Below are 15,117 nucleotides of genomic sequence, written 5' to 3' on the forward strand. Positions count from 1 at the left end.
TGATGACCGAGACCCCGCTGCCCACCCCGACCGTCGGACCCACCGACCCGACCGGACCGGGCGCCCCGACGACCGCGACCGCCGACCGGCCCGCGCCCGGCGGCCGTCCCCGCCTGCAGATGGCCGCACCGCGGCGCGGCAAGCCGCCGCGCCACCTCGCCGACCTCGACGTCGCGGGCCGCAAGGCCGCCGTCGCGGAGCTCGGCGTGCCCGCCTTCCGTGCCGACCAGCTCTCGCGGCACTACTTCACGCACCTCACGCGCGACGTCGGCGACATGTCCGACCTGCCGTCGGGTGCCCGCGGCGAGCTCGTCGACGCGCTGCTGCCCGAGCTCGTCACGCCCGTGCGCACGCTCGAGGCCGACGGCGGCGACACCGTCAAGACGCTCTGGTCGATGCACGACGGCTCGAAGGTCGAGTCGGTCCTCATGCGCTACCGCGACCGCACCACGCTGTGCGTTTCCAGCCAGGCCGGGTGCGGGATGGCGTGCCCGTTCTGCGCCACCGGCCAGATGGGTCTGACCCGCAACCTCTCGACGGCGGAGATCGTCGAGCAGGTCCGCCTCGCCGCACGTGCCAGCCGCGACGGCGACCTGCCCGGCGGACCGACCCGGCTGTCCAACGTCGTCTTCATGGGGATGGGGGAGCCGCTCGCGAACTACAAGGCGGTGGTCGGGGCGGTGCGCCGGATGATCGAGCCCGCGCCGGCCGGCCTCGGGCTGTCCGCGCGCAACGTCACCGTCTCCACGGTCGGGCTCGTCCCCGCGATGAACAAGCTCGCGGACGAGGGCATCCCCGTGACGCTGGCGCTGTCGCTGCACGCGCCCGACGACGCGCTGCGCGACGAGCTCATCCCGATCAACGCGCGGTGGAAGGTGGGCGAGGCGCTGGACGCCGCCCGCCGCTACTTCGAGATCACCGGCCGACGCGTCTCCATCGAGTACGCGCTGATCCGGGACGTCAACGACCACGCGTGGCGGGCGTCGCTGCTCGCGGACGAGCTCGTCAAGCGCGGGCGGGGCTGGGTGCACGTCAACCCCATCCCGCTCAACCCGACGCCCGGTTCCCGCTGGACGGCGAGCGCTCCCGAGGTCGAGGCCGAGTTCGTGGCACGGTTGCGCAGGGCAGGGATCCCGACCACGATCCGTGACACCAGGGGCAGTGACATCGACGGGGCGTGCGGTCAGCTCGCCGCGGGTGCAGACGAGCAGCCGGGCCGGCCGCGGCGCGGTTCAGGACTGAAGGAGGCGACGGCGTGACCCAGCTCTTCCCCCGGGTCGCCCCGACCCATCGGGGGTACGACACCGAGCAGGTCGACGAGTTCTTCGCCCGCGCGAGGAAGGCCTACGAGGCCACCGACGACGGCGCCGCGGACATCGACGCGCACGCCGTGCGCAGCGCGGCGTTCGACCTCGTCCGGCGCGGCTACCGGGCCTCCAGCGTCGACGCCGCGCTCGACCGGCTCGAGGCCGCCTTCGTCTCCGCCGAGCGTGCCGAGTTCATCGCGGACAACGGCCAGGGGGCGTGGCTGTCCGGGGTCGTCGAGCGGGCGACCGTGCTCTACGAGCGCCTGACCCGCCCCGCGGGGTCGCGATTCGCCCCGCCCGAGCGCGGCCGCGGGTACGACGCCGCCGCGGTCGACGCGCTCCTGGACCGCCTCGTCGCGTACTTCGACGACGGCACGCCCCTCACCGCGGCCGAGGTCCGCGCCGCCACGTTCGGCAGCGCGCCGCGCCCGCGCGCCTACGCCGAGGGACCGGTGGACGCCTACCTCGACCGCGTGGTGGACGTCCTGCTCGCCGTCGAGTGATGTTCTGGCTCGGCGTCCTCGTCTTCGTGCTCGGCCTGCTGGGCTCGATCGCCTGGCATGAGCTGGGCCACCTCGTCCCCGCGAAGAGGTTCGGGGTGCTGGTCACCCAGTACATGGTCGGGTTCGGCCCGACGCTGTGGTCCCGCCGGCGCGGCGAGACCGAGTACGGCGTCAAGGCGATCCCGCTCGGCGGGTACATCCGGATGGTCGGCATGTACCCCACGGCCGAGCAGCTCTCGCCGGCCAAGGCCTCCCGCCGCGAGCTGGCCGGCACCCGCGGCCTGCGTCGGTGGGCGCGCGAGGCCGCAGCCGACGCCCGGGAGTTCTCCGCGAGCGAGATCCCGCCCGGCGGCCTGTCCCGGACCTTCACCGCCCTCGCGGTGCCGCGCCGCATCGTCGTCATGCTCGGCGGACCGGTCGCCAACCTCGTCCTCGCGTTCGTCCTTCTCGCCGTGTGCTACCTCGGCATCGGGCTCCCGACCTCGACCACGACCCTCGGCGCCGTGTCGCCCTGCCTGCCCGCCGCCGGGCAGGAGTGCACGGCGTCAGACCCCGCGTCGCCCGCGCAGGCGGCCGGCCTGCAGCCCGGCGACACGCTCGTGTCGTGGGGCGGCACGCCGATCGCCTCCTGGGCCGACGCCCAGGCGGCGATCGCCGCCTCGACGGGACCGACCGCCGTCGTGGTCGAGCGCGACGGCGCGCAGGTCACGCTCGAGGTGACGCCCGAGCTGGTCGAGCGGGAGGTCCTGGACGCCGACGGTGCCACGGTCACGCGCGAGGTGCCCACGGTCGGGGTGAGCCCGCGCTCGGAGCTCGAGCCCGCGAGCGTGGGGGAGCTCGTCGGCGACTTCGGCACGATGCTCGGGCTGACGTTCCAGGGGGTCGCGTCGCTGCCCGCTCACCTCGTGTCGATCGCCTCGGCGACCTTCGGCGGCGGCGAGCGCGACGCCGGCGTCATCGGCATCGTGGGGGTCGGGCGCATCGCGGGCGAGGCCGCGGCGACCCCGACCGACTTCGGAGTCGCGGGCTTCGCCCTCACGCAGCTGCAGCTCCTCGCGTCGCTCAACCTTGCACTGTTCGTGTTCAACCTCATCCCGCTGCTGCCGCTCGACGGCGGGCACGTCGCGGGGGCGCTGTGGGAGGGCGCGCGGCGATGGATCGCCCGGCTGCGCGGACGGCCCGACCCCGGGCCCGTGGACACCTCGCGCCTCCTGCCGCTCACGTACGTCGTGGTCGGCGTGTTCCTGCTGATCTTCGTGCTGCTCACCGTCGGCGACCTCGTCGCGCCCGTCACCCTTGGCGGCTGACGTGAGGTGGCCGGCGTGAGGTGGGCAGCCGCGAACGGCGCGCGACCGCTGCGTCCCGAGGACCTCGGCGCGGCCTACGCCTTGTGCGCGCGCGACCCCGTCGCCGCGGTGCTCGCGTCGCTGCGCCTGGACGAGTCCGGTGTGCGCTCCTACGCGGGGGCCGGCGCCTGGGGGACGTTCGAGCACGGTGAGCTGCAGGCGCTCGCCTGGGTCGGCCCGAACATCGTGCCGGTGAGCCCGAGCGGACGCGGGCTCGACCAGATCGCCGGCGCCGTGATCGAGCAGGGCCGGCGGTTCGCGTCGCTCGTCGGCGACGCCACCGCCGTGCACGCCGTGTGGAACCGGCTCGCGCTCGCGTGGCCCGAGCCGCGCCAGGTGCGTGAGCAGCCCTCGCTCGCGCTCGCCACGCCACCCCGGATCCCCGGCGACGTCCGGGTGCGCCCGGCCCGCCCCGACGAGATCGACGTCATGCTCCCCGCCAGCGTGGCGATGTTCACCGAGGAGTACGGGTACTCCCCGCTGTCCGCCGGCGGCGGGTACGCCGCTCGGGTGCGTCAGCTGCTCGAGGCGGGCCGCTCGTTCGTGGTGATGGAGGGCGAGGGTCCGACGGCGCGGGTGCTGTTCAAGGCGGAGATCGGCGCGATGTCGCTCGGCGTGGCGCAGATCCAGGGCGTCTGGGTGGCGCCCGACGCGCGCGGGCGTGGCCTCGGCGCGGCCGGCACCGCCGCCGTGGTCGAGCGCGCCCGGGAGCTGGGTGCGCGCACCGTCTCGCTGTACGTCAACGACTACAACACCGCAGCGCGGCGCACGTACCGCCGGGTGGGGTTCGACCAGGTCGGCGGGTACACGACGATCGTGCTGTAGCCGGAGGGAGCCGGTGGAGCCGGAGGGAGCCGGAGCCGGCGTTCGGCGTCTCGGCATTCGCGAACGCTGAGCTGTGGTCACCGGGCTTCGGCGAGCGCTGAGCTGTGGTCACCACGGCGCTCCCTCGTGACCACAACCAGGCGCTCGGTGTCGCCGCGTAGCCGTAACCCAGCGCTCGGCGTGGCCCGTCGTCGCCACCCGGCGCTCCCGCGCGGGTGCCACCCGCCCGCGCGAGGCCGGCTCGCCTTCGTGCACGGGCCGCACCCGCAGCGAACTAGGCTGGTTCGCGTGCTGATGCGGATGTCCTCCCTGTTCCTGCGCACCCTGCGCGACGACCCGGTCGACGCCGAGGTCGACTCCCACAAGCTGCTGGTGCGCGCCGGGTATATCCGGCGCGCGGCCCCCGGCATCTACACCTGGCTGCCGCTGGGTCTGCGGGTGCTCGCGAAGGTCGAGGCAGTCGTGCGCGAGGAGATGGCCGCTGCGGGGGCCCAGGAGATCCACTTCCCGGCGCTGCTGCCGCGCGAGCCCTACGAGGCGACGAACCGGTGGACCGAGTACGGACCCAACCTGTTCCGGCTCAAGGACCGCCGCGAGAACGACTACCTCCTCGCGCCCACGCACGAGGAGATGTTCACCCTGGTGGTGAAGGACCTGTACTCCTCCTACAAGGATCTGCCGCTCACGCTGTTCCAGATCCAGACGAAGTACCGCGACGAGGCCCGTCCGCGTGCGGGCCTGCTGCGTGGGCGCGAGTTCATCATGAAGGACGCCTACACGTTCGATCTCGACGCCGAGAGCCACCGCGCCTCCTACCAGGCGCAGCGCGACGCGTACGAGCGGATCTTCACCCGGCTCGGCCTGCCGTACGTGATCGTGACGGCGACGTCGGGCGCGATGGGCGGGTCGCGCAGCGAGGAGTTCCTCGTGCCCTCGCCGATCGGCGAGGACACCTTCGTGCGCTCGCCCGGCGGGTACGCCGCGAACGTCGAGGCCGTCACGACCCCGGTTCCGCCGGACGTGGACGCCTCCGACGTGCCGGCCGCGCACGTCGAGGACACGCCCGACACCCCGACGATCGCGACCCTCGTGGCCGTCGCCAACGAGCGGTTCCCCCGGCCCGACCGCGCCTGGACCGCCGCGGACACGCTCAAGAACGTCGTCGTGGCGCTCACCTGGCCGGACGGCCGCCGCGAGGTCGTGGTGATCGGCGTGCCCGGCGACCGCGAGGTCGACATGAAGCGGCTCGAGGCGTCGCTCGCGCCGGCCGAGGTCGAGCAGGCGGGCGAGGCTGACTTCGCCGCGCACCCCGAGCTCGTCAAGGGCTACATCGGCCCGGGCGCGCTGGGACCGAACGGTGCGCCCCGCACGCTCGCCGAGGACGGCACGATCACGGCCGGCGCCGTGCGCTACCTGCTCGACCCGCGCATCGTGCCCGGCACGCGCTGGATCACCGGCGCGGACCAGCCGGGCCGGCACGTGTTCGACCTCGTCGCCGGCCGGGACTTCACCGCGGACGGCACGGTCGAGGCCGCGGACGTGCGCGCCGGCGACTCCGCGCCGGACGGGTCGGGACCGCTCGAGCTCGCCCGCGGGATCGAGATGGGCCACGTGTTCGACCTGGGCACGAAGTACTCCCAGGCCCTCGGCCTGACGGTCCTGGACCAGAACGGCAAGGCGCGCCTGGTCCACATGGGCTCCTACGGGGTCGGGGTCTCCCGCGCCGTCGCCGCCCTGGCCGAGGCCTACCACGACGACAAGGGCCTGACCTGGCCCGTCGCCGTCGCGCCCGCGCACGTGCACGTCGTGGCCACCGGCCGCGACGAGGCCGTGTTCGAGGCGGCCGAGGCGATCGCTGCCGGTGCCGAGCTCGCGGGCATCGAGGTGCTCTACGACGACCGGCGCAAGGTGTCACCGGGCGTGAAGTTCGCCGACGCCGAGCTGCTCGGCGTGCCCGTGGTGGTCGTCGTCGGCCGCGGCCTCGCGGACGGCGTGGTCGAGGTGCGTCAGCGCGCCTCGGGCGTGACCCGCGAGGTCCCGGTGGCCGAGGCCGTGGGCGTGGTCGCCGAGACGGTCGACTCGCTGCGCTGAGTCGGGTCGGGCGGCAGCGGGCTCGGCGTCAGGGCGCCGCGAGGCCCGGCAGCACGGCGGCGGGGGAGTCGAGCGCCGCGAGCGGGCCCAGCTCGCGGGCACGCAGGAGCGCCTCGACGGCGGCGTCGACGCCCGCCGGGCGCAGGCCCGCGGGCAGCGGCGCCGTGAGCCAGAGCCCGGCCACCTCGGTCTCGAGCGAGGCGGCCGCGGCGGACGGGTCGAGCGCGACGAGATCGGCGACGTTGTACAGCGCCTCGCGCGGATCGGCCGCGGTCCTCGAGACGTCGGCCGCGCTCGCCACGGCCTCGCCCGCGCGGCGCAGCGCCGTGGCGCGCGCGGCCCAGTCGGCCGCCCGGGCGTCGTCGTCGGTGCGGGCCGCGAGCGTCTCGTAGCCGAACGCCGCGGCGTCCAGGCCGCGGATCAGGTCGTCGACGTCGGAGAGGCTCGACAGGCCGACGGCGGTGAGGTCGATGCCCCCGGCCGGGAGGGTGGGCGCGACTCCCGTGAGCGTCTCCGCGGGCAGGGTCGAGGCGAGCTGGTGCGCCGCGAGCGAGCGCCAGACGGCGATCGAGCCCAGCAGCGTCGCGGTGTCGCCCGAGGTCGCACCCGCGCCGGCGCGCGCCTGTGCGGCACCGGTGACGAGGGCGTTCACGAGGTCCACGGTCGGATCCGCCGAGGTGGGCGCGCCGGTGGCGTCGTCGGTGGCACTCGCCCCGTCGTCACTCGGATCGGCGCTCGCGCTCGGCCGCGCCGGCGGCGTCCACGTGCCGCCGAGGGCGCCGGCCTGGGCCGTGCTGCCCGCCGCGATCTGGGTCACCAGGGTCGGGTCCGCCACGCCGAGGCCCGCCAGCGCGGTCGCCTGTGCGGCGATCGCGTCGGCCGTCGCGACGGCGTCCGCACGTGCCTGCTCGGCGGCGTCCGCCGTCGGGATCGCGGGGGGCGGGACGTCGAGCCGGACCCCGCAGCCCGAGAGTCCGACGCAGAGCCCGACGGCGAGGCTCGCCACCGCGAGAGCGCGCGCGATCGGAGCGCGGGGACGGCCTGGCACGCGGTCGAGGGTAGTCTTGTGCGGCCCCGGTGGTGACCACGCCGTGCCGATCGGACCTGAGTCTCGATCGCCGCGCGCCGGTCCGCCGGGGGCGCCCCGCGCGGGGCGACTGGGCACGGCGACAACTGGAGACGAGATGGCGAGCGACACCCTGGACCGACGCATCGGAGCCGTGGTCGAGCCGGTCGTCCGACTCCACGACCTCGCTCTGGAGGCCGTGGAGGTGCGCTCGGTCGGCAAGCGGCGTCTCGTTCGCGTGGTGCTCGACCTCGCCGACGGACCCGGGTCCCTCGGGTCGGACCTGCTCGGTGAGGCCTCGCGGGCCATCTCCGCCGCGCTCGACGAGCACGATGTGATCCCCGGCGCCTACACGCTCGAGGTCACCACGCCCGGCGTGGAGCGCCCGCTCACCACGCCACGGCACTACCGTCGCGCCGAGGGTCGGCTGGTGACCGCCCGGCGCACCGCGGCCGCGATCGCGGACGGTGCGCCGCGCTCGGTGACCGGCCGCGTGGTCGGTGCCGACGAGACCGGGGTGACCCTGCGCGTGGACGGGAGCGACGCCGTCGTGCCCTATTCCACGATCGAGAACGCGGTCGTCGAGCTCGAGCTGCGACGGCTGGAGGAGGACTGATGGACGTCGACATGGCAGGACTGCGGCTGATCGGCCGCGAGAACGAGATTCCCCTCGACGTGCTGATCGGCGCGATCGAGCAGGCGCTGCTCACCGCGTACGAGCGCACGCCGGGTGCGAAGCCGGGTGCGCGCGTCGAGCTCGACCGGTCCACGGGCCATGTGGCGGTGCTCGTCACGGAGGTCGTCTCGGAGGGCGACGACGGCGAGCCGCCCGTGACGCAGACCTACGAGGACACTCCCGAGGGGTTCGGCCGGATGGCCGCCGCGACGGCGCGCAGCGTCATCGTGCAGCGGCTGCGCGACGCCGAGGACGAGCGCGTGCTGGGCGACTTCCGCGGGACGAAGCTCCAGCTCGTGTCGGGCGTGGTGCAGCAGGGCGGCCGCCAGGGCGCGGTGCTCGTGGAGCTCGCCAAGGGCGTGGAGGCCACGCTGCCGGCGCACGAGCAGGTGCCGGGCGAGGTCTTCGAGCACGGCGAGCGCATCCGGGCGTACGTGACCGAGGTGGCCCGCGGTCCGCGCGGCCCCCTCATCACGCTCTCGCGCACGCACCCCAACTTCGTCCGCAAGCTGTTCGAGCACGAGGTGCCCGAGGTCGCCGACGGGAGCGTGGAGATCATCGCCCTTGCTCGGGAGGCGGGTCACCGCAGCAAGGTCGCCGTCGCCTCGCGCGTCGCCGGGCTGAACGCCAAGGGGGCGTGCATCGGTCCGATGGGTCAGCGCGTGCGCGCCGTCATGGCGGAGCTGCGGGGGGAGAAGATCGACATCGTCGACTTCCACACCGACCCGGCGCGGTTCGTCGCGGCGGCGCTGTCGCCGGCGCGGGTGAGCAGCGTGACGGTGGTGGACCTCGAGGCGCGCGCCGCGCGCGTCGTCGTGCCGGACTACCAGCTGTCCCTCGCCATCGGCAAGGAGGGCCAGAACGCGCGGCTCGCGGCGCGGCTGACGGGCTGGCGGATCGACATCCGGTCCGACGCCGAGGGCGAGGGCGAGCAGGGTCCGAGCGACCCCCCGTCGCCCGCCGGGCAGCCCCGGGGGTAGACTGATGGACGGTTCCGTATCCCCACGCTCGTCCGCACCCGACGTCCGCGAGTCCGTGACCACCTCCGCCCCGACCTCGAGCCGCGCTGACGCGCGGCCCGCGCCGGGTCCAGGTGGCCCGGTCCGCACGTGCGTCGGGTGCCGCGGCAAGGGGGCACGAACCGAGCTGGTGCGCCTGGTCCGCGAGGGCGACCACCCCCGGGTGGTCGTCGACGAGGGCCGCAGCGCACCGGGGCGTGGCGGGTGGCTTCACCCGTTGCAGTCCTGCCTCGAGCTGGCGCTCCGCCGCGGCGGTGTCGTCCGAGCCCTGCGTCTGCAGGGACCGGTGGACACGACGGCGGTGGTCGCGTGGTTCGAGTCGGGGGCGGTGCACGGCGCCGCATCAGCTCCTGCACCAGGCAGGAGCATCGAGCAGAGCAACGAGCGACGAGAGCGGGTTGACACGCCGATGGGCACCCGATGAGTACTCAGCAATGAGCTCGACCCACTGAACGCGGTCCCCCCTTCCCGGGTGGACCCGGAGAAGGAGTGTTGTGGCCAAGGTCCGAGTCCACGAGCTGGCACGAGAGCTCGGGATAGACAGCAAGACGATGCTCTCCCGTCTGCAAGAGATGGGGGAGTACGCGAAGTCGGCGTCCTCGACGATCGAGCCGCCCGTGGTGCGGCGCGTTCGCGAGCAGCTCGCCGGTTCCGGAGCACCCGCGGGTGCTCCGGCCGGTGGCGCCCCGACCGCCGGGGGCTCGGCCCCCGCACCCCGCACGAGCCGTCCGACGGCACGTCCGGCCGACGCGAGCGCGACGAGCGCCGCCCCCGCCGAGGCGCCCGCCACGGCGGCACCCCAGGCACCCGCGCCCGCAGCGCCTCAGGCTCCCGCTCCGTCGGCGCCCCAGGCACCCGCAGCCGCAGCCCCGGCCGCGCCGGCCGGGCAGACCGCCCCGCGCCTGGCCGAGTCCGAGCGTCCGGCCGCCCCCGCTGGGTCGGCCGCGTCCACGGCCCCGGCTCCGACCGAGGGCTCCTCGTCGGCCGAGTTCCGGCCCGCGCCGGCTCGCCCGGCTCCGCGTCCCGCGAGCACCCCGCGTCCGGGTGACCAGCGGCGCGCCGAGGGTGGCGGTCAGATGCGCCCCGACGGCGCACGCGGCGCGACCCCCGGGCCGCGTCAGTCCACGCGACCGGGCAACAACCCGTTCGCGCCCTCGCAGGGCATGCCGCGCTCCGGCGGCTCGGGCGGCGGCGGTGGCGCTGCCGGTCCGCGTCCCGGCGCGCGTCCGGGCAACAACCCGTTCGCGGCCTCGCAGGGCATGCCTCGTCCCGGTGGTTCCGGTGGCAGCGCCGGGCCCCGTCCCGGCGGCACCGCCGGTCCGCGTCCCGGCGGCACGGGTGCGGCCGGCCCGCGTCCCGGCGGTCCCCGCCCCTCACCCTCCTCGATGCCCGGCCGCAGCGCCGTCGGCCGTCCCGGTGCCCCGGCACGCGGTGGCGCCGGCGCGCCCGGACGCGGTCGTCCCGGTGGCGGCGGCGGTTACGGCGGCGGCGGCGGTGGTCGTCCCGGCGGCGGTGGCGGCTTCGGCGGTCCCGGCGGCGGTGCTGGTGGCGCCGGCGGCGGGAGTCGTCCCGGTGGCGGCGGTCCCGCGGGCCGTGGTGGTCGCGGCGGCACCCAGGGCGCGTTCGGTCGCGCCGGGGGCAAGCCGGTCCGCGCACGCAAGTCGCGTCGGGCGAAGCGCCAGGAGTTCGAGCAGATGTCCGCGCCGTCGATCGGCGGCGTGCAGGTTCCCCGCGGCGACGGCACCACCGTGGTGCGGATCCGTCGTGGCGCGAGCCTGACGGACTTCGCCGACCGGATCGACGCGAACCCCGCGAGCCTCGTGACGGTGCTATTCCACCTCGGTGAGATGGCCACTGTCACGCAGGCGCTCGACGAGGGCACCCTCGAGGCGCTGGGCGTCGAGCTCGGCTACGTCGTCGAGATCGTGTCCCCGGAGGACGAGGACCGCGAGCTGCTCGGCCAGTTCGACATCGACCTGGACGCCGAGCTCGAGGCCGAGGGCGACGAGGACCTGGTGGCACGCCCGCCGGTCGTCACCGTCATGGGTCACGTCGACCACGGAAAGACCAAGCTCCTCGACGCCATCCGGTCCACGGACGTCGTCGCGGGCGAGGCCGGCGGCATCACCCAGCACATCGGCGCCTACCAGGTGTCGGTGGAGCACGAGGGCGAGGACCGCGCGATCACCTTCATCGACACCCCGGGTCACGAGGCGTTCACCGCCATGCGTGCGCGTGGTGCCGACGTCACCGACATCGCGATCCTCGTGGTCGCGGCCGACGACGGCGTGATGCCGCAGACGGTCGAGGCGCTCAACCACGCCCAGGCCGCCAACGTGCCGATCGTCGTCGCCGTCAACAAGGTCGACAAGGAGGGGGCGAACCCCGACAAGGTGATGCAGCAGCTCACCGAGTACAACCTGGTGGCCGAGGCGTACGGCGGCGACACGATGTTCGTCAACGTGTCCGCCAAGAACCGCACGGGCATCGACGAGCTGCTCGAGGCCGTCCTGCTCACCGCGGACGCGGCCCTGGACCTGCGGGCGAACCCGAACAAGGACGCGCGCGGCGTGGCCATCGAGGCGAACCTGGACAAGGGTCGCGGCTCGGTCGCGACCGTCCTGGTCCAGTCCGGCACGCTCAAGGTCGGCGACTCCATCGTGGCGGGCACGGCCTACGGCCGAGTCCGGGCGATGTTCGACGACCGCGGCGACAACCTGAGCGAGGCCGGCCCGTCCGCGCCCGTCCAGGTGCTGGGTCTGACCTCGGTCCCGCGGGCCGGCGACTCCTTCCTGGTGGCGCCGGACGACCGCACGGCCCGGCAGATCGCCGACAAGCGTGACGCCGCCGAGCGTGCTGCCCTCCTGGCCAAGCGTCGCAAGCGCATGAGCCTCGAGGACTTCAACGCGGCCGTCGAGCAGGGCAAGGTCGACACGCTCAACCTCATCATCAAGGGCGACGTGTCCGGTGCCGTCGAGGCACTCGAGGACGCGCTGCTCAAGATCGACGTGGGCGACGAGGTCGACCTGCGGATCATCCACCGCGGTGTCGGTGCGATCACGCAGAACGACGTCAACCTGGCGACGGTGGACAACGCCGTCATCATCGGCTTCAACGTGCGCCCGGACGTCCGGGTGTCCGAGCTGGCCGACCGCGAGGGCGTCGACATCCGCTACTACTCGGTCATCTACGCGGCCATCGAGGACGTCGAGAACTCCCTCAAGGGCATGCTCAAGCCCATCTACGAGGAGGTCCAGCTCGGGACGGCGGAGATCCTGCAGATCTTCCGCAGCTCCAAGTTCGGCAACATCGCGGGTTCGCGCGTGCGCTCCGGTCTCATCCGGCGCAACGCGTCCGCGCGAGTGCTGCGCGACGGCGTCGTGGTCGGGGACAACCTGCGCATCGAGTCGCTGCGCCGCGAGAAGGACGACGTCACCGAGGTGCGCGACGGCTTCGAGTGCGGTATCGGGCTCGGCTCGTTCAACGACATCCGCGAGGGTGACGTCGTCGAGACGTTCGAGACCCGCGAGAAGGAGCGCGCATGAGCGACAACTCACGCGCGATCCGGCTCGGCGAGGCGATCAAGACGATCGTGGCGACGATGCTCGAGCAGCGGATCAAGGATCCGCGGCTCGGGTTCGTCACCGTCACCGACGTCAACGTGACCGGCGACCTGCAGAACGCCACGGTGTTCTACACGGTGCTCGGGACCGAGGAGGAGGCGACGGCCACGGCCGCCGCGCTCGAGTCGGCCAAGGGCCTGCTGCGCTCGGAGGTCGGGAAGCGGACCGGGGTGCGGCTCACGCCGACCCTCGCGTTCCAGCTCGACCACACGCCGCAGACGGCGGCCGACATCGCCGAGGCGCTGCGGATCGCCGCCGCGCGTGACGCGGAGGTGCGCGCTCTCGCCGAGGGCGCCACCTACGCGGGCGACGCCGACCCGTACCGCCGACCCGAGGACGCGTCCGTCGACGAGACCGACGGCGAGGCCGACGGCGAGAGCGACGCGGACGTGAGCGACGCCGTCGGGCCCGCGCACGACGAGGCGTCCCGCTGACCGAGCACACGAGCACACCGAGGCCGTCCGGCTCCGCACCCGCGGAGCCGGACGGCCTCCTCGTGCTGGACAAGCCCGCGGGCTGGACGTCGCACGACGTCGTCGCCCGCTCCCGCCGGCTGCTGCGCACGCGCAAGGTGGGCCATGCCGGCACGCTCGACCCGATGGCGACCGGCGTGCTGGTGCTCGGCGTCGGGCGCTCGACCCGGCTGCTCACCTACGTGGTGGGCGCCGACAAGACCTACGACGCCACCATCCGCCTGGGCCAGGCGACCGTGACGGACGACGCCGAGGGCGAGGTGACCGCTGCCGTCGGTGCCACGGTCGTCACCGACGCCGCGGTGCACGACGGCGTCGCTCGCCTCACGGGAGCGCTCCAGCAGGTGCCCAGCGCCGTGAGCGCGATCAAGGTGGACGGCAAGCGCTCCTACGCGCGCGTCCGCTCGGGGGAGGAGGTCGCGCTCGCCGCGCGGCCCGTGACGGTCTCGGCGTTCGACGTGCACGCGATCCGGCGGGGTGTCGCTCCGGTTGCCGACGCCGGCGACGGCTCGGGCGGCTCGAGCTCCCCGGGCGGCTCGTTCGGTCCAAGCGGTCCGGTCGAGGTGCTCGACGTCGACGTCACCGTGACGTGCTCGTCGGGCACCTACGTCCGCGCCCTCGCGCGCGATCTCGGGGCGTCGCTCGGCTGCGGCGGCCACCTCACCGCGCTGCGCCGCACGCGCGTGGGCGGGTTCACGCTCGCCGACGCGCTCACGCTCGAGGAGGCGGCCGCGCTGTCGGAGTCCGACGCCGGGCTGGCGCCTGCCCTGCTGCCGCCGGCCCGGGCCGCGGCGGCCGTGATGCCGGTGCGTCCGGTCGACGACGCCGAGGCCGCGGACCTCGCGTTCGGACGGTGGCTCGCGCCCACGGGATCGCTGGGTGCCGTGGCCGCGATCGACGGGACCGGGCGGCTCCTCGCGGTGCTGGAGGACCAGTCGCGCCGCGGGGAAATGCTCGCGCGCCCGGTGATCGTGCTCGCCTGAGCTGCCCGATCCGCCTGAGCCGCCTGGCCGCCTGGCCGCCTGAGCCGCCTGAGCTGCCTGATCAGCAGGGCGCCTGAGCCGGCCGAGCCGCTCTGACCAGCACGGGCGCCGCCCAGCCGCGGACGGGTCGTACGCAACTGCGGACGGGTACGCGGCTGGAGCCCGTCGGCGCGGCGTGTCGGGGAGGACACGCCGGGGGCCGGGGGCGGCTGTCCGCACCGGTGCACTGCCGTCCGCAGTTGCGCTCGGCGATCCGCGGCTGTGCCCGGCGGCCCGCGGCTGCGCTCGGCGGCCCGCAGTTGCGCCCGGCGGCCCGCAGTTGCGCCCGGCGGCCCGCAGGGTGCCCGCGCCCGGCGCGGGCAGAGCACACGGGTGGCTCCGCCCGCGCGCACAGGGCGGTCCCAGCCGCCGCGCGCATGCTCACTCGATGACCGTCACCCGTGGCACAGTCAGCGCCATGACGGATCTCGCCACGCTGCACCACCCCGGCCGGCTGATCGGTCCGCTCTGGGCGGTCGCCACGGGCACCGGGACGCCCCTCGTGGTGCTGCACGGCAACTCCGAGACCCACCACCTGTTCGACCGGCTCGTTCCGCTCCTCGCACCGCACCACACCCTGGTCGGCCTGGACTCGCGCGCGCACGGGCACTCCCCGCACGGCGACGGCCTGCTGCGGATTGCGTCCATGGCCGACGACGTCGCCGAGGTGCTGAGGCGCCTCGGCCTGCACGGCGTCCCCGTGCTCGGGTTCAGCGACGGCGGCAACATGGCGCTCGAGCTGGCGCTGCGGCACCCGGGTGCGGTCTCCTCGCTCGTCGTCGTCGGTGCGAACCTGTTCCCGGCGGGGCTGAAGCCCGTGTCGAAAGCCAGCACGGACGCCGCCCACGCCGTGTCGGCGTTCGGCGCCCGGTTCCTGCCGGCGTTGCGCCCGCTCGCCGAGCGCCTCGGGCTCATGGTCTACGACCCCGACATCGATCCCCTCGCGCTGCACACGGTCGAGGTGCCGACGCTCGTCGTCGCGGGCGAGCGGGACGTCATCCGGCCCGAGCACACCGCGCTCATCGGCGCGGCCCTGCCGCACGCCCGCGTGGAGATCGTGCCCGGCGTCGGCCACATGGTGCCGCGCGACGCCCCGGAGGTCCTTGCGGTCCTCGTGCGTCAGCACCTGGCGGGCGTGGCAGGCTAGACGTCGGTCCGCGCCGCCG

The 15,117-nt window shown here is 74.8% G+C and carries 13 protein-coding genes; 12 read left to right on the top strand and 1 reads right to left on the bottom strand.

What is annotated here, in order from left to right; genetic code table 11:
* Window positions 1–2: 2 nt before the first annotated feature.
* The 5 genes from rlmN (at window position 3) to AC3AQ1_RS14920 (ending at window position 6,072) form a co-directional block, all read left to right on the top strand.
* On the top strand, window positions 3–1,259 hold the full coding sequence (gene rlmN, locus AC3AQ1_RS14900; RefSeq protein ID WP_108719631.1) for a dual-specificity RNA methyltransferase RlmN: 1,257 nt from the start codon (window positions 3–5) through the stop codon (window positions 1,257–1,259).
* Window positions 1,256–1,810: a DivIVA domain-containing protein gene (locus AC3AQ1_RS14905; RefSeq protein WP_108719632.1), complete on the top strand. Its 555-nt coding sequence runs from the start codon at window positions 1,256–1,258 to the stop codon at window positions 1,808–1,810. Before rlmN ends, AC3AQ1_RS14905 begins: the two co-directional genes overlap by 4 nt.
* Entirely contained in the window at window positions 1,810–3,117 is a 1,308-nt protein-coding gene (locus AC3AQ1_RS14910) for a M50 family metallopeptidase (RefSeq protein WP_108719633.1), read from the top strand. The genes AC3AQ1_RS14905 and AC3AQ1_RS14910 overlap by 1 nt, the downstream gene beginning before the upstream one ends.
* A gap of 15 nt (window positions 3,118–3,132) precedes the next feature.
* Window positions 3,133–3,981 carry a GNAT family N-acetyltransferase gene (locus tag AC3AQ1_RS14915; protein WP_234417548.1) on the top strand — a complete coding sequence of 283 codons (849 nt, stop codon included), beginning with the start codon at window positions 3,133–3,135 and terminating at the stop codon, window positions 3,979–3,981.
* A 288-nt stretch (window positions 3,982–4,269) separates the two neighbouring features.
* The gene (locus tag AC3AQ1_RS14920) at window positions 4,270–6,072 is read left to right on the top strand and encodes a proline--tRNA ligase (protein ID WP_108719635.1); all 1,803 of its coding nucleotides are present in this window, start codon (window positions 4,270–4,272) and stop codon (window positions 6,070–6,072) included.
* A gap of 28 nt (window positions 6,073–6,100) precedes the next feature.
* Here the strand turns inward: AC3AQ1_RS14920 and AC3AQ1_RS14925 are convergent, their stop codons facing one another.
* Window positions 6,101–7,120 (bottom strand): hypothetical protein, encoded by a 1,020-nt coding sequence (locus tag AC3AQ1_RS14925; RefSeq protein WP_108719636.1) that lies wholly within the window; start codon window positions 7,118–7,120, stop codon window positions 6,101–6,103.
* A 136-nt stretch (window positions 7,121–7,256) separates the two neighbouring features.
* On the opposite strand from AC3AQ1_RS14925, the gene AC3AQ1_RS14930 reads away from it, so the two are divergent.
* The 7 genes from AC3AQ1_RS14930 to AC3AQ1_RS14960 all read left to right on the top strand — a co-directional run bounded on the left by AC3AQ1_RS14930 (window position 7,257) and on the right by AC3AQ1_RS14960 (window position 15,098).
* A complete protein-coding gene (locus AC3AQ1_RS14930; protein ID WP_108719637.1) occupies window positions 7,257–7,754 on the top strand; it encodes a ribosome maturation factor RimP in 498 nt (165 codons plus the stop codon).
* Window positions 7,754–8,794, top strand: a complete 1,041-nt coding sequence (gene nusA, locus AC3AQ1_RS14935) for a transcription termination factor NusA (RefSeq protein ID WP_108719638.1) — start codon at window positions 7,754–7,756, stop codon at window positions 8,792–8,794. Before AC3AQ1_RS14930 ends, nusA begins: the two co-directional genes overlap by 1 nt.
* Before the next feature lie 4 nt (window positions 8,795–8,798).
* On the top strand, window positions 8,799–9,257 hold the full coding sequence (locus AC3AQ1_RS14940; RefSeq protein WP_108719639.1) for a YlxR family protein: 459 nt from the start codon (window positions 8,799–8,801) through the stop codon (window positions 9,255–9,257).
* A gap of 70 nt (window positions 9,258–9,327) precedes the next feature.
* The gene (gene infB / locus AC3AQ1_RS14945; RefSeq protein ID WP_108719640.1) at window positions 9,328–12,378 is read left to right on the top strand and encodes a translation initiation factor IF-2; all 3,051 of its coding nucleotides are present in this window, start codon (window positions 9,328–9,330) and stop codon (window positions 12,376–12,378) included.
* Window positions 12,375–12,890, top strand: coding sequence for a 30S ribosome-binding factor RbfA (gene rbfA / locus AC3AQ1_RS14950; RefSeq protein WP_108719641.1), 516 nt, complete (start codon window positions 12,375–12,377; stop codon window positions 12,888–12,890). The genes infB and rbfA overlap by 4 nt, the downstream gene beginning before the upstream one ends.
* A gap of 62 nt (window positions 12,891–12,952) precedes the next feature.
* Window positions 12,953–13,912: a tRNA pseudouridine(55) synthase TruB gene (gene truB / locus AC3AQ1_RS14955; RefSeq protein WP_370445295.1), complete on the top strand. Its 960-nt coding sequence runs from the start codon at window positions 12,953–12,955 to the stop codon at window positions 13,910–13,912.
* A gap of 457 nt (window positions 13,913–14,369) precedes the next feature.
* Window positions 14,370–15,098, top strand: a complete 729-nt coding sequence (locus AC3AQ1_RS14960) for an alpha/beta fold hydrolase (RefSeq protein ID WP_159096588.1) — start codon at window positions 14,370–14,372, stop codon at window positions 15,096–15,098.
* The last annotated feature ends 19 nt before the right edge of the window (window positions 15,099–15,117 follow it).

The organism is Miniimonas sp. S16 (assembly GCF_057748195.1).